Annotated in this window: 20 protein-coding genes and 2 pseudogenes; 16 read left to right on the top strand and 6 right to left on the bottom strand. The window is 60.7% G+C overall.

What is annotated here, in order from left to right:
• Positions 1 to 8: 8 nt before the first annotated feature.
• The 4 genes and pseudogenes from G559_RS28925 to tnpC all read left to right on the top strand — a co-directional run.
• Positions 9 to 494, top strand: a pseudogene (locus G559_RS28925) (reverse transcriptase domain-containing protein); the annotation flags it as partial.
• A 142-nt stretch (positions 495 to 636) separates the two neighbouring features.
• Positions 637 to 1,103, top strand: a pseudogene (locus G559_RS28920) (DDE-type integrase/transposase/recombinase); the annotation flags it as partial.
• Between the two features lie 78 nt (positions 1,104 to 1,181).
• Positions 1,182 to 4,199 (top strand): Tn3 family transposase, encoded by a 3,018-nt coding sequence (locus G559_RS0111775; protein WP_028628399.1) that lies wholly within the window; start codon positions 1,182 to 1,184, stop codon positions 4,197 to 4,199.
• A complete protein-coding gene (gene tnpC, locus G559_RS0111770) occupies positions 4,196 to 4,558 on the top strand; it encodes a Tn3 family transposase post-transcriptional regulator TnpC (protein WP_028628398.1) in 363 nt (120 codons plus the stop codon). Before G559_RS0111775 ends, tnpC begins: the two co-directional genes overlap by 4 nt.
• Positions 4,559 to 4,618: 60 nt before the next feature.
• On the opposite strand, the gene G559_RS0111765 is transcribed toward tnpC, so the two are convergent.
• The gene (locus tag G559_RS0111765; protein ID WP_028628397.1) at positions 4,619 to 7,303 is read right to left on the bottom strand and encodes an AAA family ATPase; all 2,685 of its coding nucleotides are present in this window, start codon (positions 7,301 to 7,303) and stop codon (positions 4,619 to 4,621) included.
• A gap of 177 nt (positions 7,304 to 7,480) precedes the next feature.
• On the opposite strand from G559_RS0111765, the gene G559_RS0111760 reads away from it, so the two are divergent.
• The 12 genes from G559_RS0111760 (at position 7,481) to G559_RS0111705 (ending at position 20,256) form a co-directional block, all read left to right on the top strand.
• The gene (locus tag G559_RS0111760) at positions 7,481 to 8,098 is read left to right on the top strand and encodes a TlpA family protein disulfide reductase (protein WP_081668040.1); all 618 of its coding nucleotides are present in this window, start codon (positions 7,481 to 7,483) and stop codon (positions 8,096 to 8,098) included.
• A 6-nt stretch (positions 8,099 to 8,104) separates the two neighbouring features.
• The gene (locus tag G559_RS0111755) at positions 8,105 to 8,848 is read left to right on the top strand and encodes a cytochrome c biogenesis CcdA family protein (protein ID WP_028628395.1); all 744 of its coding nucleotides are present in this window, start codon (positions 8,105 to 8,107) and stop codon (positions 8,846 to 8,848) included.
• A 140-nt stretch (positions 8,849 to 8,988) separates the two neighbouring features.
• On the top strand, positions 8,989 to 10,032 hold the full coding sequence (locus G559_RS0111750; protein WP_245586497.1) for a YVTN family beta-propeller repeat protein: 1,044 nt from the start codon (positions 8,989 to 8,991) through the stop codon (positions 10,030 to 10,032).
• Between the two features lie 155 nt (positions 10,033 to 10,187).
• Positions 10,188 to 10,652 carry a hypothetical protein gene (locus G559_RS0111745; RefSeq protein WP_028628393.1) on the top strand — a complete coding sequence of 155 codons (465 nt, stop codon included), beginning with the start codon at positions 10,188 to 10,190 and terminating at the stop codon, positions 10,650 to 10,652.
• A gap of 25 nt (positions 10,653 to 10,677) precedes the next feature.
• On the top strand, positions 10,678 to 10,953 hold the full coding sequence (locus G559_RS0111740; RefSeq protein ID WP_028628392.1) for a DUF2933 domain-containing protein: 276 nt from the start codon (positions 10,678 to 10,680) through the stop codon (positions 10,951 to 10,953).
• Positions 10,950 to 11,609 (top strand): methyltransferase family protein, encoded by a 660-nt coding sequence (locus tag G559_RS0111735; RefSeq protein WP_028628391.1) that lies wholly within the window; start codon positions 10,950 to 10,952, stop codon positions 11,607 to 11,609. The genes G559_RS0111740 and G559_RS0111735 overlap by 4 nt, the downstream gene beginning before the upstream one ends.
• Positions 11,610 to 11,839: 230 nt before the next feature.
• On the top strand, positions 11,840 to 12,172 hold the full coding sequence (locus G559_RS0111730; protein ID WP_028628390.1) for a hypothetical protein: 333 nt from the start codon (positions 11,840 to 11,842) through the stop codon (positions 12,170 to 12,172).
• Positions 12,173 to 12,269: 97 nt separating this feature from the next.
• The gene (locus G559_RS0111725; RefSeq protein WP_028628389.1) at positions 12,270 to 13,523 is read left to right on the top strand and encodes a TolC family protein; all 1,254 of its coding nucleotides are present in this window, start codon (positions 12,270 to 12,272) and stop codon (positions 13,521 to 13,523) included.
• A complete protein-coding gene (locus G559_RS0111720) occupies positions 13,520 to 15,001 on the top strand; it encodes an efflux RND transporter periplasmic adaptor subunit (protein WP_028628388.1) in 1,482 nt (493 codons plus the stop codon). Before G559_RS0111725 ends, G559_RS0111720 begins: the two co-directional genes overlap by 4 nt.
• Positions 14,998 to 18,162 (top strand): efflux RND transporter permease subunit, encoded by a 3,165-nt coding sequence (locus G559_RS28915; protein ID WP_051246609.1) that lies wholly within the window; start codon positions 14,998 to 15,000, stop codon positions 18,160 to 18,162. Before G559_RS0111720 ends, G559_RS28915 begins: the two co-directional genes overlap by 4 nt.
• 250 nt (positions 18,163 to 18,412) lie before the next feature.
• Positions 18,413 to 18,745 carry a DUF2790 domain-containing protein gene (locus G559_RS0111710; protein WP_028628387.1) on the top strand — a complete coding sequence of 111 codons (333 nt, stop codon included), beginning with the start codon at positions 18,413 to 18,415 and terminating at the stop codon, positions 18,743 to 18,745.
• Between the two features lie 185 nt (positions 18,746 to 18,930).
• Positions 18,931 to 20,256 carry an OprD family porin gene (locus tag G559_RS0111705; protein WP_028628386.1) on the top strand — a complete coding sequence of 442 codons (1,326 nt, stop codon included), beginning with the start codon at positions 18,931 to 18,933 and terminating at the stop codon, positions 20,254 to 20,256.
• 228 nt (positions 20,257 to 20,484) lie between these two features.
• Here G559_RS0111705 and G559_RS30800 read toward each other — a convergent pair whose 3' ends face one another.
• The 5 genes from G559_RS30800 to G559_RS0111680 form a co-directional block, all read right to left on the bottom strand.
• Entirely contained in the window at positions 20,485 to 21,516 is a 1,032-nt protein-coding gene (locus G559_RS30800) for an SRPBCC family protein (protein ID WP_211228795.1), read from the bottom strand.
• 15 nt (positions 21,517 to 21,531) lie between these two features.
• Positions 21,532 to 22,161 carry a LolA family protein gene (locus G559_RS0111695; protein WP_036997310.1) on the bottom strand — a complete coding sequence of 210 codons (630 nt, stop codon included), beginning with the start codon at positions 22,159 to 22,161 and terminating at the stop codon, positions 21,532 to 21,534.
• A 3-nt stretch (positions 22,162 to 22,164) separates the two neighbouring features.
• Positions 22,165 to 22,698 (bottom strand): cupredoxin domain-containing protein, encoded by a 534-nt coding sequence (locus G559_RS0111690; protein ID WP_137823205.1) that lies wholly within the window; start codon positions 22,696 to 22,698, stop codon positions 22,165 to 22,167.
• 183 nt (positions 22,699 to 22,881) lie between these two features.
• Positions 22,882 to 23,340: a DUF411 domain-containing protein gene (locus G559_RS0111685; RefSeq protein WP_028628383.1), complete on the bottom strand. Its 459-nt coding sequence runs from the start codon at positions 23,338 to 23,340 to the stop codon at positions 22,882 to 22,884.
• A complete protein-coding gene (locus G559_RS0111680; protein ID WP_028628382.1) occupies positions 23,330 to 24,223 on the bottom strand; it encodes a c-type cytochrome in 894 nt (297 codons plus the stop codon). The genes G559_RS0111685 and G559_RS0111680 overlap by 11 nt, the downstream gene beginning before the upstream one ends.
• Positions 24,224 to 24,230 lie beyond the last annotated feature (7 nt).

Raw genomic sequence — 24,230 nt, 5'->3', positions numbered from 1 at the left:
ACGGTCTCATGACCAAACCGTATGACATTCCCAAGGCGTTAATCTGGGAGGCATTCAAATGTGTCAAGGCGAACGGCGGCGCCGCAGGCGTTGACCGTGAGTCCATTGAGCAATTCGAGAGTCGCTTGGGCGACAACCTATACAGGCTATGGAATCGACTCTGTTCCGGCAGCTATTTTCCGCCGCCGGTCAAAGGGGTGCCGATTCCGAAGAAGTCGGGTGGTGTGCGTGTGCTGGGCGTGCCCACGGTTGCCGATCGGGTGGCGCAGACGGCGGTCAAGCTCCTGCTGGAGCCGCAGATCGACCCGATGTTCCATCCAAACTCCTATGGCTATCGGCCCGGGCGTTCTGCCCACGATGCGATTGCCCTGGTGAGGCGGCGAAGTTGGGACTACGACTGGGTCGTGGAGTTCGATATCAAGGGTCTCTTCGACAATATTGACCATGATCTGCTCCTGCGCGCGCTCAAGAAGCACTGCCAGACCTCATGGGTTGCGCGTCGATTCCCGACTGCCTTCGTGCATTGGGGTATGGGATGTCTTCCTGCGGTTGGATGATGGGAGCCGGATGAGTCGAGAGGCTCACGTCCGGTTCTGCGAGAGGCTGGGGGTGAAACTCCCCCGGCCTACTTACCCCTACGTCTGGGCACAAGGCCGTTGGCATTATCTCGCCGCGGTGCTGGACCTGCATACACGGCGGATGATCGGCTGGGCGTTCTCGGCCAAACCGGATGCCGAGCTGGTGATCAAGGCATTGGACATGGCCTATGAGCAACGCGGCAAGCCGCAGCAGGTGCTGTTCCATTCGGATCCGCCCAGTACGCCAGTCGCCTGTTTCGGCAACGGCTCTGGCGTTACCGGATGCAGCAGAGCATGAGCCGCCGAGGGAATTGTTGGGACAACTCGCCGATGGAGCGGCTGTTCCGCAGCCTGAAGTCGGAGTGGGTGCCGTCGACTGGCTACCTGACGGCGCAGGAGGCCCAGCGAGACATCAGCCATTACCTGATGCACCGCTACAACTGGATCAGGCCGCATCAATTCAACGACGGACTACCGCCTGCGGTGGCCGAGGAAAGACTTAACCCACTGTCCGGGATGGGTTGACCACTACATTTTGGCTGGTCGGCCGCATACTTGCGAAGCGTCTATGCTGATGGCTTTGCCTGCTTGGGGACGCACTCAATGGCCTCGGTGGAAAGGACAGCCTACCCTCTATTACCCATTCATTTGTCAGCTAAGGAGCTTCATCGAAGCTATTCTCTGTCTGACTCCGAGATCGAATGGGTCGACAACACCGCTAAGAGTCCAGCGCTCTCAATTGCGCTGGCAATCCAGCTAAAGGTGTTTCAGCAGCTCCACTACTTCGTTCCGCTCGAAGAGCTTCCTCCGGAACTCGTTGGCCATGTCCGGCGTTGCCTGCGCTACGGTGCGCGTATAACTCCGCGCTACAGCAATCCCCGCACACTTTACCGGCATCAAGCTGCCGTCCGGCAGTACCTGCAGGTTACCCCGTTCTATAGCAGCGACGGGCTTGCAGTTACGGAGCAAATCGCACGTGACTGCGCTTCAGTTCTAGAGCAGCGAACCGATCTTATTAATGCGATGCTCGATGAGCTAGTTCAGCGCGGGTATGAGCTTCCGGCTTACTCAACGCTCAACGACATCGCGGAAACCGCGTTGGCGGGCGCGCAAGAGGCTATCTTCAACCGCGTGGTAGCTCGAACGCCGATAGAGGTGATCCACAAGTTGAAGGAGCTGCTCGGCACTGAATTCGGGCGCCGGCAGAGCGATTTCAATTCCCTCAAGCAGGCGCCCAAGAAGCCGTCGCGCAAGCATCTTGAGGTGTTGATTGACCACCTTGCCTGGCTGGATAGCTTTGGCGACCTAGACACGATTTTCGAGGGAATCGTTGAGACCAAGATCCGGCATTTTTCTGCTCAGGCCGCAGCCGCGGACGTTTCAGAACTGAAAGACTGCTCACTACCCAAGCGCTATACCCTGATGTTGGCGCTGATCTATCGGATGCGGGTGCGAACCCGGGATCATCTCGCCGAGATGTTCATCCGCCGAATTTCGACCATTCACAAGCGCGCCAAGGAAGAGCTGGAGCAGATCCAGGTCCGACAACGACAGAAGGTGGAACAATTGGTGGCCACCCTGGGCGGGGTGCTACAGATTCTGGCCCAGGAACCAAACAACGAGGAAGCCGGCAGCCTGATTCGGGAGTACCTCTGCCCCGACGGCAATCTCGATCGGTTGCGGGAGTCCTGTTCCGAAGTACAAGCCACCGGGGGCAATAACTACTTGCCCCTGATCTGGAAACACTTCAAATCTCATCGCTCGCTTCTGTTTCGCTTGAGTCACCTGCTGCAACTGGAGCCGACTACCCAGGACCGCACACTGATTCAGGCTCTCCAACTCATCCAAGACAACGAGAATTTGCATCGCGAGTGGATCGATGAACACGTCGATCTTTCGTTTGCCTCGGAGCGTTGGAGCAAAGTCGTGCGCCGCCCCGCCAGCGAGGGTCCGCCGACCAACCGCCGTTACTTGGAAGTCTGCGTGTTCTCCTACCTGGCCAGCGAATTGCGCTCCGGGGATCTTTGCGTGCTGGGGTCCGAATCCTTCGACGATTACCGAAGGCAGCTGCTCCCTTGGGAGGAGTGTCTGGGGCGACTGCCGGCCTACTGCGAGAAGGTTGGCCTGCCCAGCTCGGCCAAAGAATTTGTCGCATCCCTCAAGGCTCAGCTGGAGGAAACCGCGCAACAACTGGACGACAAGTTTCCTTCCTGCCGAGGCGATGTTTCGATCAACGACGCCGGCGAGCCTGTGCTGCGGCGGGTGATGGCGCGGGATATCCCACCCTCCGCCATCTCCTTGCAAACGGCGATTGTCCAGCGGATGCCCGCCCGACACGTGCTCGACATCATGGCCAACATTGAGCACTGGATTCAGTTCACTCGGCATTTCGGGCCAATCTCCGGCAACGAGCCGAAGCTCAAAGACCCAGCCGAACGCTACCTGATGACCATCTTCGCCATGGGCTGCAACCTGGGGCCCAACCAGGCGGCCCGGCACCTCGCCGGCAATGTCACGCCGCATATGCTCTCTTACACCAATCGCCGCCATCTCTCGCTGGAGAAATTGGACAAGGCCAACCGGGAGCTGGTGGAGCTCTACCTGCAACTGGATCTGCCCAAGCTGTGGGGCGACGGCAAGGCGGTGGCGGCGGACGGGACCCAATTCGACTTCTACGACGACAACCTGCTGGCCGGCTACCACTTCCGCTACCGCAAGATGGGCGCGGTGGCTTATCGGCACGTGGCCAACAACTACATCGCGGTATTCCAGCACTTCATCCCGCCGGGCATCTGGGAGGCGATCTACGTCATCGAGGGACTGCTCAAGGCCGACCTCAGCGTGGAAGCGGATACGGTGTATTCCGACACTCAGGGCCAGTCAGCCACGGTGTTTGCCTTTACCCACCTGCTGGGCATCAACCTGATGCCGCGTATCCGCAATTGGCGCGACCTGATCATGAACCGGCCGGATCGCGGGGTGTCGTATAAGCACATCAATCGCCTGTTCACCGACACTGCCGACTGGCAGTTGATCGAAACCCATTGGCAGGATCTGATGCAGGTGGCGCTGTCGATCCAGGCCGGCAAGATTTCCTCGCCCATGCTGCTGCGTAAGCTCGGTTCCTACAGCCGGCGCAACAAGCTCTACCACGCGGCGCAGGAGCTGGGCAGCGTGATTCGGACGATCTTCCTGCTCAACTGGATCGGCAGCCGCGAGTTGCGCCAGGAAGTCACTGCCAACACCAACAAGATCGAGTCCTACAACGGTTTCTCCAAGTGGCTGTCCTTTGGCGGCGACGTGATTGCCGAGAACGATCCGGACGAGCAGCAGAAGCGGCTGCGCTACAACGACATGGTGGCCTCGTCGGTGATCCTGCAGAACACCGTGGACATGATGCGAATCCTGCAGAAACTGGCGCGCGAGGGTTGGCAGTTCAGCGATGAGGACGTGTCCTTCCTCAGTCCCTACCTGACCAGCAACGTCAAGCGCTTCGGTGAGTTCAACCTCAAGCTGAATCGCCCGCCGGAACCCTGGATCAAAGACTCGGTCTTCCAGCAGGCAGCCGGTTCGCTGCGGGTCGGCACACCCAGCCAGGCTCCAACGGAGGAAACCCTATGATCGACATCCCGCCCGCGTCGTTTCGTGTCACGCCCTATGGTGAGGTGGATGCAACCGTACTGGAACAGGTCCGGGACGGCTTCGACACGTCCCAACTCCTGGGACTGGTCGACGGGCTGGATGCCTGTCTCGCTGACATGGGCGGTCTCGTTAGGCTGCGCGACGAGCTGCTGAGGCTCCATGCGATGGCGCTGACCCTCGTCGAGGGTGCCGCCCCGGCAGTGCCCACCGAGGGCGCCTGCATCTGGGCCGAAGCGGAATCCGTGCAACTGGACCTTGAGGCGCTGACTGCATGGGTTCGCTCAGCCCAGGCCTGCCTCACGCCCTTGGTCAATCTAGTTCCCGCCCACGAGCAGTGACTCAGCCATGCCTTCGCGCAAGCCGAACCCCGTACAGCGTTCGGCTTGAGTTCGGGAGGACTAGCCGCCGAAAAGCTTCTTGCGTTGAGTCGTCCGCTCACCGCGCTGAGTCTCGTAGACCTTACGACGCGCTACCGCACGGTCGACCAGGTCAATCACCAGGGCGATGTCGCGGAGCAGGTCCTCGCGTGGTGGCAGCGGGAGTTGGCGTTCCCCGGGGGTGTCGTGGGCCTCGGTCGCCTCGCAGGCCCGCGCATAGGCTGCCTGCAGCGCCTCCCACTCGTCCTGAGGGTGCCCCACCACGGCACCGAACGAATCCACGCTGACGACGTCGCTGAAAGGCTGGACCGTGTTGTTCAGGAAAACCTCACGTATCGCTCGCTCGATCGTCCCTCTCAGGCTGGTGTAGCCGGCTGAGATCTGGCGCTCAATCTCCTCAGTCGGGTACTCACTTAGATCGGCGTTCAGCGCTTTTGTACGGGCACGCAGATCAGTCAGGCGGGCCTTGGTGTCCATCGTGGCCCAGGTCAGCCCATCGCTCACTAACCCTGGCGCTTCATCCCAACCGATGGTCTTGTAACTGGCAGTGCGATCAGCCTGCTGAAGCGCCATGGCGAGTTCGGTCAAGAACACGGCGTCGTGGGTGAACACCAGCACTTGGCGCGTGGCTGCCAACTCGACCAAACGCCTGGCAATTGCCCGACGGTAAACGTGGTCCAGTGAGGTGGAGGGGTCGTCGAACACGACCGTGGAGGTATGGGCCTGCGATTCGAGCTCGGCGAGGAACATGGCCAATCCCATGGCACGTTGCTCACCTTCCGACAGCACCTTCGAGGCCTTCAGGGCAATGTCGCTGAGGCGAAGCGTCACCTTGGTCAGGCCGAGGTCCGTGCGGCCGGTCAGTTCTGGTTGCACCCGGCGCCGATAGCCCAAGGCTTTCAGCTCGGCATTCATAGCGGTCGCCAGTGCCTCGGTTACATGCGTCGTGGCGAGTGTTGTCAGCTTGCGCGACACTGCCTGTGGGTTAAGGGCGGTATGGCATCGACTCAGTTTCTGGTGAGTTCGGCTGTCCTGAACAAAACGCTCCACTGCCGCGAGGTGGCCAGTAAGCCGCTGCCGCGCCTCCAGCTCCGCCCGTTCATTTACCAATGCCTGACGTACTGCAGGATCGGCTGAAGTCCGTAAGGTGGTGGAGTCGGCTCGCAGCGCTGCGGCGCTGACCGCGAAAGACTGATCCAGGTTGGTCTCGGGAGGCAGTGCCTCGACCTCGGCGGGCCAATTGCCGGACTCCAACACCTGAGTCACCCAGGCATGTCGCGCTGCCCACACCGAGGCCGCTTGCGTTATCGCGGCATGCAGCTCGGGCAGGCGCTCCCCCACGTCAGCCAGCGTCGGTTCGTCCAGCACGCTGAGATCAACTGCTTTCACCCTGCTGAAGGCCTCCAGCCGCGCGCTGTGTGCAGCCTGGGCTTCGGCCGTCGCACTATCGGCGACGAAGGCCGCAAATCGACGCATGCGCTCGACGGCATCGGCCGCATAGGGTTGCTGGCAGAGCACGCAGTACGCGTCGGCATCGAGGTGCGGAAATGGGTGATCAGGGTACGCCGACTGCTGGGAGAAAGCCTCGGCGGCGCGGTAAAGGGTTTGCCACAGCACATTTCCCGTTCCCTCCAGCAAGGGGGCGACGAGCGCGGACGCTTGCGAAGCTGGTTCTCCAGTCTGCGCGGCGGTGCCGTGAAGCCTGGCTTGCGCCAGGGTCATGGCGAAGTTCGCCGTCTTCTCGGCGTCGAGCAGCTCTTTCGCACGCGTGATGGCCCGGTCGTTCACCCAGCGTTGGGCAGTCGCCGCCCGTTGCTGTGCTTGGTCCAGGCGAGTGGCCAGGCGTTCCAGGGCAAGCGCCTTGGGCCCAGGATCAGTTTCTAGAAGCGTCTGGTTGAGAAACGTCAGCCGCTGCGCTTCCGCTTCACTGACCCTACCCAGCCGAGCGAGCGTGGTCAGGTCGGAACTTTCTCCCAGGTTGGCAACGAAACGGCCAACTTCGGTGTCGCCCTTCAACGGCTCAAATTGCCGGGCGTCCAGCGCAAGTGCGCCACGCTCGGTATTGATACGGGCCTGGAGGTCGCGCTGTAGCGCGACCAGACGTGTCAGATGTGGCAACCCGTAGGGTTGAAAGGCGGGAACGCCTTCGGCATCGATGTAGTCGTTGGCACAGGCAACGTCGTACACCGAGACAGAACTGAGGTGAGGATGAGCTGGAGCATTTTGGACCCAGCGTGCCGTATCCGGCTCTCCGTCCACCAAGATGGCGAAGTCCGCAGAAGGTGGCCCAGGCACCGGATCAAACGCATTAGGCAGAACCTCTACCCGATGCCGGGCCTTGCACGCATTCTTCAGGACACGGGCATAGCCGGATTTGCCAGCACCATTGTGGCCAAACAGGATGGTCATGCCCTCCGGCGCCAAATCAAAGGCGCGGCCGGAGGGGAAACCGTTGACTTGATCGAGACCGGATAGCCCCACCAACCTTACCGTGGCGCCACTGCCGGTACCTGGGACGTCGTCCACAGTGAACGGTCTCACCTCTGCGGGAGCCGTGCCATCGCCTTCCTGCTCGCGAACCAGTTGCAAGATGGCATCCACGTCAGCCTGAGGAAGCTCTGGTCGCGCAAAGATGCGACGCAGTGCCTCTTGCTGCCACGGTCTCAACCCGCCGGCCCATCCGACAATCTCATCCAACAGTGCCATATCAGCCTCCTTTGCCTGAGACGCCGATTAGAGAGTCCGCGTCGAGGAATGGCAAGGGGCCACTTAAACGGCGAGTCGGCACTGCTATAGTCCCAATAGCAACCTTGCTTCCTGGTGACTGCAGCCAGCCAGTGCCGTTCCGGTGGTTTGAACGGACAGCTGCTCCTGAGGTGTGCCATGACCTGCGCCTTTCACCGCTCCACGCACCTGGCCTCAGGTTTCACGGAACTGTCCTGGTACCTACGGACCTGCTGGCTGCTGTGCCTTGTCTTGCCTTTGGTCGGGGCGCGTCTTTCATTCGGCGCCGAGCCATCTACGGAAACCGGCACTCGGGCGGGGTTGATCATTTGGCCTGAGCCCAAACCGCTGGATGCAGTCAGTTTCGTCGATGGAGAAGGGAAGCCACTCAGCCTGGCTGACTTCCGCGGCAAGGTGGTTCTGCTCAACCTGTGGGCCACCTGGTGCGTCCCCTGCCGTCAGGAAATGCCGACCTTGGATCGCCTCCAGGCCAAGCTCGGAGGCAATGACTTCCAGGTGGTGGCGCTCTCTCTTGATCAAGGCGGGCTGGACGGGGTCCGAGACTTCTACCGGGAGATCGGTATCCAGCACCTCCAGATCTACCTCGATGAGCAGATGCGAACCATCCAAAGCCTCGGCGCCTTTGGCTTGCCGGTCACCCTGCTGCTGGACCGCGAGGGGCGAGAGCTTGGCCGCAAAGCCGGAGCGGCCGAGTGGGACAGCCCGGAGGTCATTGAGTATGTGCAGGAAGTGATGGCCTCCACAGCGAGGAAATAGTCTGCGATGAGCCTTAGCGAAATCGGCATCCTCAGCGCGTTTGCCGCGGGAATGATTTCGTTCCTGTCGCCCTGTGTGCTGCCCTTGGTACCCGGCTATATATCCTTCATTGCCGGTCGCTCGGTGGACGAATTGCAGGTTCTGGAAAGCCGCCAGGAACGGCTCGCGGTGATCGGCATGAGCCTGAGCTTCGTGCTGGGCTTTTCCACCATCTTCATTGCCCTGGGGGCCAGCGCCACCGCCATCAGCCGGCTGCTGATCGCCTATCGGCAGGAGACCAACCTGGTTGGCGGCATCATCGTGATCGCCTTTGGCTTGTTCATCACCGGCCTGATCAACCCGCGCTGGCTGAATATGGACGTGCGCTTCGTCCACCAGCTCAAATCCAGCGGAGGACCGCTGGCGGCCTATGTATTGGGAATCGCTTTCGCCTTTGGCTGGACGCCTTGTATCGGCCCGATCCTGGGCAGCATCCTGACGCTGAGTGCCGCCACTGGCAGTACTGGCGCCAGTGGCGTTGCACTGCTGTCGATCTACTCGCTCGGCCTGGGGCTCCCATTCCTGCTGACGGCCTGGTTCACAAACCACTTCCTTGCCCACCTGAAACGCCTTCGCCGTTGGAGTCGGGTCATTCACATAGGGGCTGGCGTCATCCTGATTCTCATGGGGACGGCCATGGTCACGGGCCAGTTGACCGACTTTGCCTGGTGGCTGCTGGAGGTGTTTCCCATCCTCGGCAGGATCGGCTAGCTGGCGGTACTCACCTAGAAAATTTGCGCGTTCGATCACTCAGTATCGAGCCCGGTAGAGATCGTTGACCGCGATCAACAAACTACTTCGCGATTGGCGCTTAGCTTGAGCATCGGTTTAGGCCTGTCTGGCTCAAGACCATGTCCTTCGTTGGAGACACCACGATGAACGCTAAGCGGTTTACCTCTCTGGCCTTAGGTATATCCCTTGCAGCACACCTGAGCCTTGCCCTGGCAAACCCGACTGGCAGCGTCTACACCGCCAACGAGCGGGCGGCGTCCATAAGCCAGGTAGACCTCGATACAGGCGTGATCAGCACGGTCGCCTTGCCGATTTCCCCGCACAACGTGCAGGTGTCACCCGATGGCAGCTTGCTTTTGGTCGTTGGGATATCCGGACATGCCGGACATTCGAGTGGTGAAAAGGCCAGTGGGCAGTTGCTGGTATTCAGTACCGCCGGGCTGGATAGACCGCAGTTCAGCCTGCCAGCCGGCAATCACCCGGCTCATGTGGTCACTGACTCTACTGGGCAGCGCGCCTTTGTTACCGATTCCGCCGCCAACCGGGTGCGGGTTTTCGACTTGAAAAAGCAGGTCGAACTACCTGGCATTCCGACTGGGCGCTATCCCCATGGGCTGCGCTTGAGCCCAGATGGCCAAACGCTCTACGTCGCCAATATGCGGAGCGACAGCGTCTCGCTTATCGATGTCACCACGCTCAAGGAGACCGCGCAAATTCCAGTGGGTAACGGTCCTGTCCAGGTGGGCTTTGCCCCCGACGGCCGCCTGGCGTTCGTGTCGCTCAGTGCAGCGAACCAGCTCGGCATCATCGACACAGCCGAGCGCGAGGTGATCGGCAAGGTTGATGTGGGCCGTACGCCGATCCAGATGATGGCCACCGTTGATGGTCGCCAGGTCTATGTGGCGAACCAAGGCAGTGGCCAGAACCCGGACGATCGAGTCTCCATCGTCGATCCCCAAACACGCAGCAGCATTGGCACCGTGACCACCGGCCGGGGCGCTCATGGTGTGGCCATCAGCACAGATGGCGCTTATGTGTTTGTCAGCAATATTGAAGCGGGCACCGTATCCGTAATTGATACGAACAGCCGCAAGGTCGTTGGCACACACAAGGTCGGCGCTGGCCCGAACGGGATCAGCTACAAGCCGCCGAAAGCCGAATAGCCCTTCGATCTGCCGTGGGGATGGCACCAAAACCAAGTCTTGTGGCAAAGACGGGGTCGTTTAAACGAAGTTCGAGCGACCTGACTACGACTCAACCGATAGCCGTGATGCTGCGGCTACCGCACAAATTTTCGAGCATGGTTAAGGAGATGATGATGTCTAAGATTCGCAATGTACTGATCGGGCTCTGCATGGCTGCTGCGTCTGCGGGGGCCATGGCGCAAAACACCGATGAACACTCGGCGCATCACCCGGCCAATGCCTCTGGTTCAGAGGCCACTGAGAAGATGCCCCCTGCCCAGCAAATGGACAAAGGGCAAATGGCGGCGATGGACCAGCACATGAAGGCCATGCAAGCCATGCACGAAAAGATGGCTGCAGCGAAAACCCCGGAAGAGCGTCAGGCGCTGATGGCCGAGCATATGACGCTGATGAAGGGCGGCATGGCCATGATGAAGTCCATGGGTGGTGGAATGTCGGGTATGGGTGGAATGCAAGGCGGCAAGGGTATGGACGGTGATATGGCCGCATGTCAGCAGATGATGGAGAAGCGCATGGACATGATGGAATCCATGATGCAGATGATGATGGACCGCAAGCCTCCCACACCGTCGAAGTAGCACTTCACCATGCCGAGGAGACGCTATGAACCATCATTCCGATGAACACGGTTCGCCACCCAGCTTCTGGACTTCACGTTACGCAATCGGTCTCGTGGTGATAGGTGGAGTCGCCGTCTATTTCCTGCTGACCGAGCACCTCGTCCATGTTGTCGGCGCCCTACCGTTTCTGCTGTTGCTCGCCTGCCCGCTGATGCATGTCTTCATGCACCGAGGACACGGTGGGCACCATCACCAAGGCCAGAGCAACTCTGCCGCCTCCGGGAAGCCCGATACCCGTAAACCGGGAGATCCCTTATGAACCATGGTGAATCCGCATATGGTCTCTGGGCGCTGGTTTTCATCAATTCAGCGATCTTCATAATGTTTGCATTCAGTTTCTTCAAACCCGCGACGGCAAGAGACTGGAGGAGCTTCGGCGCGTTTTCTGCGTTCATCGTCGCCCTGTTCGTGGAGATGTATGGCTTCCCCCTGACGATTTATCTGATGTCAGGCTGGCTGCAGTCCAAGTTCCCCAACCTCGATCTGCTTTCCCACGACTCTGGGCATCTGTGGTCGACGTTGTTGGGTGACACGGGCAATCCGCATTTCAGTGCGCTGCACATTGCGAGCTACGTGTTCCTGGGCTTCGGCTTCTATCTGCTTTCGGCCGCGTGGAACGTGCTCTATCACGCGCAACGCCGTCACTCTCTCGCCACAGCTGGGCCCTACGCGTGGGTCCGGCATCCTCAGTACGTAGCCTTTGTGCTGATCCTCCTGGGCTTTCTGCTTCAGTGGCCAACCCTTCTGACTCTGGCGATGTTCCCTGTGTTGCTGGTGATGTACGGGCGCTTGGCGGTTACCGAAGAGAGGGATATGCGCAAGGAATTCGGCGCTGCCTACGACGCATATGCCCGTGCTACACCTAGGTTCATTCCGCGCTTTCGAGATAGGTTCAGTGCGGGTCAGGGAGGCTGAAGCATGGGGCAGGAAAGCTTCGATCTGAATCACACAAGAGCCACGACACACAGAGGAATCCGGTGTGAGAGTTCCATAAACGAGCAGACTAGGCCTCTGTCGGGAGCAAGGGGCGAACGCGAGCGCCAAAAATGGGCAACTTAGAGCCCTCGATCAACCTCGGCGAACGCTTTCCAAGCCTTACAGAATCGTAATAGTTAGCCCCCAGAACCCGGTCTAAACTGCCCCACATGCAACGCTACCTGCGCCTGTGTCTGTTTCTGCTGTTTAGCTTTGCGCTTCCTTTCAACGGGATGGCGGGCGAACAGTCGCCGTCGGCGCCCTGCCCGATGAAGTCCGCGAGCATGAGCAAAGTGATGTACACGGGCGCGGACTGCTGTCACGGCAATTCCGATAATGGCAAGCTCTGCAAGCCTGGCATGGAATGCAAGACCGTCAGCATCCTGCAGGTGAGATTCCTGAAGCCTGTTTTGGACCTGGCTTTCCCCGTAGCAACGACCTCCATCAGCGATTTCCTGCCTGAACGAACGCCATCCAGCATCTGGCATCCCCCCTGCGTTTGATTCCTGTTCCCTACTGACTGCCGCCCTACTCACGCGGCGCAGCTAATCTCCGTTCGTGCCGTAAGCCGCGCAGCGGAGCTTCACAGGAATCGTGACGATGAACCCCACACGCTATCGCACAGGCTGGCCAATCGCCGCCATGGTGGCATCTGTAATTGGCGCACCCAGCCACGCCGCCGACTTGACCCTCGATGAAGCCTTGCGGCTGGCCGAGGACAACGCTCCATCTCTCGCCGCCCAGACGTACAAACTGCAAGCCGCCAGCAGTGCTGCCATTCCTGCCGGTGAACTGCCGGACCCAAAATTGATTCTCGGCGTGCAGAACTACCCCGTTGGCGGCGCCGACCGCTGGTCCCTCAAGGAAGACTTCATGACCATGCAGATGGTTGGGGTCATGCAAGAAATGCCCAACGGCGACAAGCGTCGGGCGCGCAGTGAGGTCGCCAATGCAGCCGTAGATCGCGCTGCCGCGGATGGCCGCATTGAGCGTCTGAAGATTCGCCAAGGCACTGCTGAAGCCTGGATCACCCGTTATTCGGTGGAGCGCAAGCAAGCGCTCTTTGGCGAGTTGTTCCGGGAGAATCGGCTCCTGGCCACCACGGTGAACGCGCAAATTGCCGGGGGACGGGCCCAGGCAGCGGATGCGGTGACCGCGAAACAGGAGGCGGCCCAACTCGCCGAGCAGGAGGACGAACTGGTTCGCCAGCGGGCCGTGGCACGTGCTGCGCTGCGCCGCTGGATCGGCCCGGCCGCGGACGAGCCCTTGGTCGGCGAACTGCCAGTCTGGCCGATTACGGCTGCGGAATATGCCGGCAAGCTGGAGCGGAATCCTGAGCTGGCAGCTTATGCGCACATCACCGGCGAGGCCGAAGCCAAAGTGCGAGAGGCAGAGGCGGAGAAGAAGCCCGACTGGAGCTGGGAGGTCGACTACCAACGCCGGGCCCGTGAGTTTGGCGACATGGTGAGCGTGGAGTTCACCTTCGACCTACCGCTGTTTCCAGGGTCCCGGCAGAACCCCACGATCGCTGCCCGCCGTGCCGAACTCAACCAACTGGAGGCAGAGCGCGAGGCTCGTACACGGGAAAGCGCCCAGCAACTGGAAGCGGACCTTGCTGAATACGAGCGCCTGAATCGCTCGGTCCGTCGCAGCCAGGACAGCCTGCTGCCGCTGGCGAAAGAGAAGGTCGACCTGACCACGGCCAGCTACCGCGCCGGCACGGGCGACCTGTCCTCCGTTATTGCGGCGCGCCGCGAGCTGATTGAGGCACGTCTGAATCACATCGACGTCGAGGGCCAGCGTGCCCTGACCGGCGCCAGGCTCCACTTCACCTACGGGGAGATTCACCAATGAGCGCACAATTCTGGAAAGGTGCGCTGCTGAGCGGCCTCTCGGTCGCCCTGGGGTTAGCAGGCGGTTACTGGTACGCCTCCTCCGGCATGGACGACGCTTCCAACGCTACAGCCGAGCACGCCACCGGCGCTCAGGACGGACGCAAGGTGCTGTACTGGTACGACCCCATGAATCCGCAGCAGAAGTTCGACAAGCCGGGTAAGTCGCCCTTCATGGACATGGAGTTGATGCCCAAGTATGCCGACGAAGGCGCCGACAGCACCGCCATTAGCATTGACCCCAGGCTGACGCAGAACCTGGGAGTGCGACTGGCCACCGTCACTCGCGGCCCCCTTGCCAAGAGCCTGGATGTGGTCGGTGTGCTGGCCCTCAACGAACGTGAGGTTGCGGTAGTCCAGGCACGTGCTGGCGGCTTCGTCGAGCGGGTCTACGCCCGGGCGCCAGGGGATGTACTCAAAGCCGGGGCGCCGCTGGTGGACCTGTTGATCCCGGACTGGGCCGCCGCCCAGGAAGAGTTCCTTGCACTGAAACACAACGGCGATGCCGCTCTGTTGGCAGCGGCACGTCAGCGCCTGCAACTCCTGGGCATGCCGGTGGCACTGATCAGCCAGGTCGAACGCAGCGGCAAGTCCCGACCAGTTCTGACGTTGAGCAGTCCGATTGGTGGCGTCATCCAGGAACTGGACGTGCGCACCGGCATGACGGTGGCGGCCGGCACCAATCTGGCCCGGATCAATAGTCTGAGCAGCGTCTGGCTGACCCTTGCCGTCCCAGAATCAGAAGCTGGCTCGATTGCGCAAGGCCAGACGGTCGAAGCACGCCTGCCGGCCTTTCCTGGCGAAGTGCTCGCCGGGACAGTCGATGCGATTCTGCCAGAAACCAACCCGGACAGCCGCACGCTGCGGGTACGGGTCGAATTACCCAATCCCGATGGCCGCCTGCGCCCCGGCCTGACGGCCCAGGTCCGTTTGAATCGTTCTACCGCGCAGAGCGTCCTGTGGGTGTCCAGCGAAGCCGTCATGCGCACGGGCCGCCGCGCTTTGGTCATGCTTGCCGAGGACGGCGGTCGCTACCGGCCGGTGGAGGTCCGGCTGGGGCCGGAGAGCGCCGGTCGCATCGTGGTGACCCAAGGGCTCACGGAGGGCCAGCAGGTGGTCGCTTCCGGGCAATTCCTGCTGGATTCCGAGGCCAGCCTCAAGGGCCTGACCGCGCCCACCGAAAGCAAACCCACCTCCACTGCCGCCCCCGTGCGGGACGAAGCCGAGGCGCAGGTCATGGCGATCGACGCTGCCAGCATTACCCTGGCCCATGGGCCATTCGAGACAGTGGGCATGCCGGGCATGACCATGGCCTACCCGCTGGCCGATCCCACCCTGATGGTTGGCATCAAGGCTGGTGACAAGGTCCGTGTCACGGTGCGCCAGACCGACAGTGGTCTGGTGGTCGAGCGCGTTGAGAAGCTCGGAGGCCAGCCATGATTGCCGTGCTGATTCGCTGGTCGGTCGCCAACCGCTTCCTGATCATACTGGCCACCCTGTTCGCCACCGCTTGGGGCGTCTGGTCGGTGCAGAACATGCCGATGGATGCGCTGCCCGACCTCTCCGACGTCCAGGTGATCATCCGCACACCTTATCCGGGCCAGGCGCCACAAATTGTCGAGAACCAGGTCACCTATCCGCTGGCGACCACCATGCTTTCGGTCCCGGGGGCGAAAACGGTGCGGGGCTATTCCTTCTTCGGAGACAGCTTCGTTTATGTGATTTTCGAGGATGGCACCGACTTGTACTGGGCCCGTTCCCGCGTGTTGGAATACCTCAGCCAGATCCAGAGCCGCCTGCCGGCCACCGCGAAACCGGCGCTGGGTCCGGATGCCACTGGGGTTGGCTGGATCTTCCAGTACGCCCTGGTGGACCGCAGCGGTAGGCACGACCTGGCGCAATTGCGCGCCTTGCAGGACTGGTTCCTCAAGTTTGAACTGAAGACCCTGCCCAACGTCGCTGAGGTGGCCACCGTAGGTGGCATGGTCAAGCAATACCAGGTGGTGCTCGATCCGGTGCGTCTGGCCAGTCAGGGCATCACCCAGGATGCAGTGATCGAGGCCATCGGCAAGGCCAACCAGGAAACCGGGGGCGCCGTGCTGACCCTGGCTGAAGCCGAGTTCATGGTACGCGCCACCGGTTACCTGAAATCGCTGGACGATTTCCGCGCCGTGCCGCTCAAACTCGTCAACGGCAGTGTACCGGTCACCCTCGGAGACGTGGCAACCATTCAGCAAGGGCCGGAGATGCGTCGCGGAATTACCGAGTTAGATGGCCAGGGCGAGACGGTCGGCGGAGTGGTTATCTTGCGCAGCGGTAAGAACGCTCGCGAGACCATCGCCTCAGTGAAAGCCAAGTTGGACGAGCTTCAGAAAAGCCTGCCGGCCGGCGTGGAAATCGTGACGACCTACGACCGTAGCCTGTTGATTGATCGCGCGGTGTCAAACCTCAGCCACAAGCTGCTGCTGGAGTTCATCGTGGTCGCTTTGGTCTGTGCAGTGTTCCTCTGGCACATACGCTCCTCGCTGGTGGCGATCATCTCTCTACCGATCGGCGTGCTCATCGCCTTCATCATCATGCAGAAGCAAGGGATCAACGCCGACATCATGTCCCTGGGCGGGATCGCCATTGCCATCGGTGCCATGGTGGACGCCGCGGTGGTGATGATTGAGAACGCCCACAAGAAGATTGAGGCGTGGCATGCCGAACACCCAGGCGAGGAGCTGAAGGGCCCGCAGCACTGGCACGTGATGACCGATGCCGCCGCCGAGGTCGGGCCGGCGCTGTTCTTCTGCCTGCTGATCATCACCCTGTCCTTTATCCCGGTGTTCACCCTGGAGGCGCAGGAGGGCCGCCTGTTCGGACCATTGGCCTTCACCAAGACCTACGCCATGGCGACAGCTGCCGGGCTGTCGGTGACCTTGGTTCCGGTGCTGATGGGCTACTGGATTCGTGGGCGCATTCCCAAGGAAGAGCAGAACCCGCTGAATCGCGGGCTGATCCGAATTTACGAGCCCGCACTGGAGTGGGTGCTACGCAATCCCAAACTGACCTTGGTGGTGGCTGTAGTGGTCTTTGTCAGCGCCCTGTGGCCGATCTCACGGTTGGGCGGTGAGTTCCTCCCCCCCCTAGACGAAGGCGACTTGCTCTACATGCCCTCGGCACTGCCGGGCCTGTCCGCACAGAAGGCCAGCCAGCTGCTTCAGGTGACCGATCGCCTGATCAAGACGGTACCGGAAGTCAAACACGTCTTTGGCAAGGCAGGCCGTGCTGAGACGGCCACCGACCCGGCGCCATTGGAGATGTTCGAGACCACTATCCAGTTCAAGCCGCGCGAAGAATGGCGCGCGGGCATGACCCCGGAAAAGCTGGTGGAAGAACTGGACCGGGTGGTGAAAGTGCCGGGACTGACCAACATCTGGATTCCACCGATCCGCAACCGTATCGACATGCTTGCCACCGGGATCAAGAGCCCGATTGGGGTTAAGGTCGCCGGCCCCAACCTGGCTCACATCGATGCCGTTACGCAGGCAGTGGAACAGGTCGCCAAGACGGTACCTGGTGTCAGCTCGGCGCTGGCCGAGCGCCTCACCGGCGGACGTTACGTCGATATCGACATCGACCGCCAGGCCGCCGCGCGCTATGGACTAAACATCGCTGACGTCCAGTCCATAGTGGCAAGTGCCATCGGCGGCGAGAACATCGGCGAAACCATCGAAGGTCTGGCGCGCTTCCCGATCAGCGTGCGCTACCCACGGGAGTGGCGGGATTCGCCAGAGGCTCTGGAGCAGCTGCCGATCTTCACTCCGCAGGGCCTGCAAATCACCTTGGGCATGGTGGCCAGGATCAAGACCACTGACGGTCCACCCATGTTGAAAAGCGAAAATGCCCGGCCCTCCGGCTGGGTCTACATCGACGTGCGTGGTCGGGATATCGCCTCGGTGGTGGCCGACCTGCGCCAGGTCGTCAGCGAACAGGTCGAGCTAAAACCGAGGATGAGCCTCACCTACTCGGGGCAGTTCGAGTTTCTCGAACGGGCCAATGCCCGGCTCAAGCTGGTGGTGCCGGCCACGCTGCTGATCATCTTCGTCCTGCTTTACTTGACCTTTGCCCGTTTCGACGAGGCCTTGCTGATCATGGCCACCTTGCCCTTCGCCCTGACCGGCGGAATGTGGTTCCTCTATGTGCTCGGCTACAACCTGTCAGTGGCCACCGGCGTCGGCTTCATTGCCTTGGCCGGCGTCGCCGCCGAGTTCGGCGTGATCATGCTGCTCTACCTGAAGAATGCCTGGGCCGAACGCGAAGACGCCGGCGACGTTACTGAGGAGGGTCTGCTCGCAGCGATTCGCGAAGGCGCCGTGCAACGTGTGCGACCGAAGGCGATGACGGTGGCGGTGATCATCGCCGGCCTGCTGCCGATCCTCTGGGGCAGCGGTACCGGCAGCGAAATCATGAGCCGCATTGCCGCGCCCATGGTCGGCGGCATGGTGACCGCGCCCTTGCTATCGCTGTTCGTGCTGCCGGCCGCCTACTACCTGATGCGGCGTCGGCACCTACACCCTCACGTGAACAGTCGCCGCGCAGTTTCTGCGCGACCTTAGGTAGGGACAAACCAACTGCAGGAAGCAAAAGTTCTTCCTGCAGTTGGGGTTGTAATTTCGACTTTATTTACTTCCAATGCTGCTCGAATTTTAATATCCAGCAACAACAAGAACCCGGCGGATTACCGCTTGCCTCCTATATCTGCCTGTTTCTGGCATGTCGCTTACCAAAATGTAATTTTCGCCTCAGCTTGATGACAGGTGGATTTTCTAGCATTCCAGTGGGCAAACCGAAATTAAGGTGAATGGAATGAAAACAATCCAAACAGTCATGGCGATATCGCTTCTGGCAGTTTCATCCTTGACATTGGCTGAAGGCGGGGCTGATCGGGTATTTGGGAGAATGCTTCAGTCCAATGAGAAAGCCATGGCGCAGTATGCTGAAGCACAAGGTAAAGCTGCGCCGGAAGTACGACACTACAAGTACGGGATGAATCTGGACATCGCCAAGGTGGTCAGCGTCACGCCCAGCAGCAGTGCCTGCGGCGTAGGGCCAGCCCGTATGACTTATGAGGATTCCCGGGGCGAACTGCACACAATTGAGTATCGCGTTCAAGGCTTTGGTTGCCCCCATGGCGGCTGATAAATGAGTCATTTCGAGCTCGACTTCCTTACTTTTCACTGACAGAAAAGTAATTTTGAAGTCATCTTGGCGTTAGTTGGCGTGTGGAACCATGTCCGTGGTGCGTATCAGCGGACTGAGCGCACCACTTGTTCTTAATAAGAAACCAGTAATAGAAGAACTGCCAATCACGCCAGGAGTACAAAATGAACAACAAGAGCCTGTTTGGCCTATCGCTCATTGCGTTGGGTATCGGCGTTGGGCACGGCGCAATGGCCGATGAGCCAAAACCAGAAGGCTTCATTGAGGGCAGCAGCCTCACCATCCTCCACCGCAACCTTTACTTCAATCGCGATTTCCGCAAAGGGCAGTCGAGTCGCACCGGTAACGGCTTTTCCGAAGAGTGGGCCCATGGAATCATGGGCCGGTTCGAGTCCGGCTTCACCGAAGGTACCGTAGGCGTTGGTATCGATGCATTCGCCATGCTGGGGATCAAGCTCGACTCGGGTGACGGCCGATCCGGTGCCGGCGGTTCGGTTGACGTCATGCCCTACAACAGCGCTGGTCAACCCGAGGATGATTACTCCAAGGTCGGGGGTGCGGTTAAAGCCCGCTACATGGATACCGTCATCAAAGCCGGTAATGTGTTCCCGGTGACACCGGTGGTGCAATACGGCGATTCGAGGCTGCTTCCGGAAAGTTTCCGGGGGATCACCCTGGCCAACACCAGCATCGAAGGACTGACCCTGCAGGGTGGGCGCCTGCATGCGATGAGCCAGCCCAACTCCAGCAGCATGCGGGATGGTTTTGCAACCTTCTACGCCGGCGAGGTGGACTCGCCCTGGATCGCCTACTTCGGCGGCGACTACTCGGTGAATGACAACGTTGCCGTCAGCCTCTACACCAGCCGCCTCAAGGATGCCTGGAACCAGTACTACTTCGGCACCACGCTGAGCTATCCGCTGGCGGATGACGTGGCGCTGATCGGTGGGTTCAACTATTACAAGGCTGTTGACGAGGGCAAACAGCTGCTCGGCAGCTTCGACAACAACATCTGGAGCGGCAAGGCCGGAGTGAAGTTCGGCGCCCACAGCGTCATCGTGGCCTATCAGCGCAACAACGGTGACGATGACTTCGATTACCTGCGGCAGTCCGATTCGATCTACCTGGACAACTCCATCCAGTACAGCGACTTCAACTCGCCGAAGGAGCAATCCTGGCAGGTCCGCTACGACCTGGACATGGAATCCTTTGGCGTCCCCGGCCTGAGCTTCATGACCCGCTATGCGCAGGGCTGGGACGCGGATTACACCAATGCCAACGCTGTCTACATGCGCCGGGATGCCAATGGCGATCCGCTGACTAATCAGAAGCGCTGGGAGCGGGATATCGAGGCCAAGTACGTGGTCCAAACTGGCTCGCTCAAGGACCTGTCCTTCCGTATCCGCCAAGCCACCACGCGCGCCACCGACTTTGAATCGGACCTCGATGAGTTCCGGCTGATCGTCGAATATCCGCTTGAAGTGTTGTAAGTGACACTGGGTGATCTGTTCGCAAGGCGTTCACCCCGATCCGTCACCATTACCTCCATTGTGCTCCCTTGGAGGTAATTCTCGGCGCCTGCGGGCGCCTCTTTTTCTTCCGGCGAAACGTTCACCTGGGATGACGGCTCAATCCGTGCTGCTCCGTGGACCTGATTAGACGGCCACGTTGAACGACGCTACAAGCTCACTGGCGAATGCCCAGCGGGCGGTTGGTTCCTAGGTTGCCTGAGACGCAAAGAGCCTGCATCCGCCGATCAAGGCCATCCCGAAAAACACATGAGTCAACAAGGTGTCCCAGCCCCGCACTTGCGTGAACCACGGATAGAGCGCGGTAAATGCATACAAGTTGAGGCCGTACAGCAGTACGCCATAGAGTCCGCCTGCTACGAGGGCGACTGGCGTGGTGGGTCGGTAGGCGAAGAGCATGGCGATGGCGGCGTAGAGGATGGACAGGCCGAAATGAATCAGTGTCGCGACCATCAGGATGTCCCAGCGCCACGCGGGTACTGTCACCAGAATCGAAGGGCCCAGGACGATCGCTGCGGTTAGCCGCGCATCCCGTAGCAGCGTCGGCAGCAGCGGCGTGCCGCCCATCCACCACATGAGTATTTGCACCGCGGTCGCCAAAATGCCCGCCGTAATGCCCGTCACCCCTGCAACCACGTGCGACGGCTGCGCATGCAGAGGACCAAGCAGCTTGAAAGGCGGCGCCGCACGACCACCACCCCGCCCCAGCCAGCCAGTTGCACTGTGGGAACGTGTGGCCGAGGTTCTGAGTCGCGCATGCAGGTGTTTGGCCAGGCCCATGCCGCCCTTGTGCATGAGGGCGCCGTGGCTCCAGCGAAAGATGGGTTCCGCCATCGGGCTGAGCAGGTTCATCCAGCGCTCGGTGGTACGCACCCGCCAGTCGAAGCACAATGTGGTCAGTCCTGCTTCTTGGCTGAAGTGCCAGCAGCCGATTCCTTCGAGGTCCCCTTCAACCCGCCCCTCCAGCAGGCGCAGGCGCTCCACCCGGGTCACCCGTGAGACAAATTCCAAACGGTAGGGCAGCGCGCTTTTCCAGACATAGCGCTGCCGCGCCCCCAGACCGTCGGCATTTCCGCGATCCAGGGTCTCGACGCACTGAACACCTTGCCACCAGGTCGGCCAAGCTTCGGCGTTATAGATCGCATCCCACACGGATTCGAGGGGGGCTTCGAGCTGCCATCGCGTGACCAGGTGGTAGTGATAACAATCCCGTCCGGCCATGCTCAATCCGCCCGTTCAAGGGGTGAAAAAGTCCTCGGCGAATCGGACGCCGATCGCCACGTCGGTCAGGTCAACGGTCTCCATCAGCTTGTTCTCTACGTCAAAGCTCTTGACCCTTAGCGGGAACAAACTGTCTTGTGCCAACCAGACTTGAAAACGATGAACGCCGGCAACGCTGACGGCGACTGCGCCGACAATCTCGATGCCAACTGCAGGATGCCCAGACACGACGGCAGCGCCCAGGGCGACCACGTTGCCACGTGCACGCAGCGCGACGAGATTATCCAGCAAGACCCCCACATCGGAGCGATCGACCCGGTGGCCGCGGGGGCTAAGCACCAAAGGATTGTCCGGGGCCAGGGGGAGCGCTAAGGGATTATTCAGGCCGAATGGCCAGAGGCGAATACGACGCGCCTCGGGATCGTAGATCAGTACGGCGCCTCTGTGGGGCTCAGCGAACTCCATCCTGACCCACCCGGGCTTTCGGAAGAAATAACGTATGACCTGCCGCTCGCCGTTAGCCGCCATCGAGCGCACAGTGGCTTGATAGGTGCTCAGTTCCTGGAAGCGAATGACCGCGTCGGCAAGTGGGTCAGCCATGGCTTCACCGATAAGTAGCGCAATGAGCAGAGCACGCCATCGCACTGGCTACTCCTTGACCTCAAGCACGCCGGCCATACCGCGCTCGCGATGACTCTTGAAGAACAGCAGCCGATTGGGGCACTGGAACAGGTATTTCCCTGCCGGCAATTCAAAGCGCAGAACTTTCGTCGTCTCATTGATCGGCACATCCGCCAGAGATCTTCCGTCGACGGTTTCCAAGACGAACCGGTGCGGGATTATGCCGGCCTCCACGCGCACGGCCAGCTCTAAGGGGCGGCCCGCTTTGACAACGACATGGTCAGGCTGGAAGAAATAGCTGCCACCGACGATAGCCACCCGTTGCAGGTCATCTGCAGCTGCACGCGCAGGCGAGACGCTGTCGGTCGCCCCGGTAGCCACCGCGGCAGGCGAAAGCAAGGCGACGACAATGACACCCTGAAGTAACTTGGCGGGTATTCTCGCGACCCGCTGGTCGTGCACGCGAAAAGATATGACGGAGAGGACACGGAGCCAGCGTCCTGAAGCCTGAGCCAGGGCCGCACTATCGGTCTCTGCGCAACGGAACACTGGTCGCGACATTGGCTGCAGAGCCTCCGGGACAATGTTGTTGCTGTGCCGATCTTCCGCTGAGTCCTGAACTCATCATGGAACATCGAGCACCCACTTAGAGTTTAGAGCAGTGCTGCCGCGGGGTGAGGGGGAGCAAAAATGGAAATCCCGGCCAACCTGATGGCTGGCCGGGCGTGCCGCTCGGACTCGAAGTTACTGGGCCGGGTAGTCGGCGATTACCTGGTCGGTACCCGCCTGGGTCAATCCGATGACCTGATAGGCGTCTTGTTTCCCGCCCACTTCCATGCCGGGAGAACCTGCCGGCATCCCCGGGACGGCAATGCCTCGCAGATCAGAGCGCTTGCTGAGCTCGACGACTTGCGCAGCCGGGACATGACCCTCGATGAATTTGCCGTCAATCACCGCGGTATGGCAGGACGCCAACCGTGGAGCGACGCCGAGGCGCTGCTTGACTGAGGCCATATCCGACTCGACATGATCGATCACCTTGAAACCATTGGCTTCCAGGTGCTCCACCCATTTTTTGCAGCAGCCGCAACTGGCGCTACGGTGGACATCAACTGTTAGGGATTCCGCAGCCTGGGCGGCAGAAACCATGAACAGCGAAGCGAGTGCGACAAGTCGCAAAGCTCGATGAGACTTAGCTTTCATGGACGTGCTCTTTGCCATCGGCATGGGTGTGGGTTTTCGGCGCCGGTGCTGCTTCGTCTTGCGCCTGCTCCATCTCGTGATGGTTAGCCTCGCCTTCTGCGCCGCCATGGTGACCGGTACCACCCTGGGCGGCCGGTTCAGCCGCATGATGGTCCGCTTGCTGGCTGGCCGACTCACCGGCGTGGTGATCTTCAGCAGCCTGTCCGGCGCCATGGTGATCATCGCCTGCCTGGCTCGCCGCCTCACCGCCATGGTGATCATCGCCTGCCTGGCTCGCCGCCTCACCGCCATGGTGATCTTCGCCCGCGGACACATTGTCGCCGTGCTGGCCTTCGTGGTTGTGCATCTGGGTTTCACCGCCGCCGTGCTGGTGGCCGCTGCTGCTGGCCACTAGCGTGCGGTACTGCTCTGCGTCCAGGGAAGGAAGCTGCTGCAGGAACGCCACCATGCCCCAGATGTACTGATCACCCATGCTCTTGCCCCAGGCCGGCATGCCCGTGGCCTTGATGCCATGCTTGATGATCCAGAAGGCGTTGGCCGGATTGCCATCCACGCCCACCTTGGTCAGGTTAGGCGGTGCTGGATAGAGACTCTGGCTCAACTCGGTCTGAGCCACGCCGGGAGCGAGGTGGCAACCAATACACATGGAGTTGTAGTTACCAGCGCCGGCGCGAATCAGCGCCTCATCATTCAGGTTCGGCACTTCGAGATCTCGTGCACGCACCGCGATCGAACGCTCCCGGACCATCGTCAGGAAGGCGTGAACTGGGGCTAGGTGGGGATCGTCAGCGCCTACGTTGACGACACCAAAATAGGCGACGCCCATGATTCCAACAAAACCCACAGTGCTCGCAATGGCTAACGTCTTAATTGTTCTTTTCATGTCAGAC

The organism is Metapseudomonas resinovorans DSM 21078 (genome assembly GCF_000423545.1).
Taxonomy (GTDB): Bacteria; Pseudomonadota; Gammaproteobacteria; order Pseudomonadales; family Pseudomonadaceae; genus Metapseudomonas; species Metapseudomonas resinovorans.
This window is presented reverse-complemented; position numbering and strand designations above follow the sequence as displayed.

What these genes read in the sequence shown, in the direction of transcription:
- G559_RS0111775 (WP_028628399.1), top strand. Translation starts at nt 1,182, where the DNA reads ATGGCCTCGGTGGAAAGGACAGCCTACCCTCTATTACCCATTCATTTG.
- tnpC (WP_028628398.1), top strand. Translation starts at nt 4,196, where the DNA reads ATGATCGACATCCCGCCCGCGTCGTTTCGTGTCACGCCCTATGGTGAG.
- G559_RS0111765 (WP_028628397.1), bottom strand. Translation starts at nt 7,303, where the DNA reads ATGGCACTGTTGGATGAGATTGTCGGATGGGCCGGCGGGTTGAGACCG.
- G559_RS0111760 (WP_081668040.1), top strand. Translation starts at nt 7,481, where the DNA reads ATGACCTGCGCCTTTCACCGCTCCACGCACCTGGCCTCAGGTTTCACG.
- G559_RS0111755 (WP_028628395.1), top strand. Translation starts at nt 8,105, where the DNA reads ATGAGCCTTAGCGAAATCGGCATCCTCAGCGCGTTTGCCGCGGGAATG.
- G559_RS0111750 (WP_245586497.1), top strand. Translation starts at nt 8,989, where the DNA reads ATGTCCTTCGTTGGAGACACCACGATGAACGCTAAGCGGTTTACCTCT.
- G559_RS0111745 (WP_028628393.1), top strand. Translation starts at nt 10,188, where the DNA reads ATGTCTAAGATTCGCAATGTACTGATCGGGCTCTGCATGGCTGCTGCG.
- G559_RS0111740 (WP_028628392.1), top strand. Translation starts at nt 10,678, where the DNA reads ATGAACCATCATTCCGATGAACACGGTTCGCCACCCAGCTTCTGGACT.
- G559_RS0111735 (WP_028628391.1), top strand. Translation starts at nt 10,950, where the DNA reads ATGAACCATGGTGAATCCGCATATGGTCTCTGGGCGCTGGTTTTCATC.
- G559_RS0111730 (WP_028628390.1), top strand. Translation starts at nt 11,840, where the DNA reads ATGCAACGCTACCTGCGCCTGTGTCTGTTTCTGCTGTTTAGCTTTGCG.
- G559_RS0111725 (WP_028628389.1), top strand. Translation starts at nt 12,270, where the DNA reads ATGAACCCCACACGCTATCGCACAGGCTGGCCAATCGCCGCCATGGTG.
- G559_RS0111720 (WP_028628388.1), top strand. Translation starts at nt 13,520, where the DNA reads ATGAGCGCACAATTCTGGAAAGGTGCGCTGCTGAGCGGCCTCTCGGTC.
- G559_RS28915 (WP_051246609.1), top strand. Translation starts at nt 14,998, where the DNA reads ATGATTGCCGTGCTGATTCGCTGGTCGGTCGCCAACCGCTTCCTGATC.
- G559_RS0111710 (WP_028628387.1), top strand. Translation starts at nt 18,413, where the DNA reads ATGAAAACAATCCAAACAGTCATGGCGATATCGCTTCTGGCAGTTTCA.
- G559_RS0111705 (WP_028628386.1), top strand. Translation starts at nt 18,931, where the DNA reads ATGAACAACAAGAGCCTGTTTGGCCTATCGCTCATTGCGTTGGGTATC.
- G559_RS30800 (WP_211228795.1), bottom strand. Translation starts at nt 21,516, where the DNA reads ATGGCCGGACGGGATTGTTATCACTACCACCTGGTCACGCGATGGCAG.
- G559_RS0111690 (WP_137823205.1), bottom strand. Translation starts at nt 22,698, where the DNA reads ATGTCGCGACCAGTGTTCCGTTGCGCAGAGACCGATAGTGCGGCCCTG.
- G559_RS0111685 (WP_028628383.1), bottom strand. Translation starts at nt 23,340, where the DNA reads ATGAAAGCTAAGTCTCATCGAGCTTTGCGACTTGTCGCACTCGCTTCG.
- G559_RS0111680 (WP_028628382.1), bottom strand. Translation starts at nt 24,223, where the DNA reads ATGAAAAGAACAATTAAGACGTTAGCCATTGCGAGCACTGTGGGTTTT.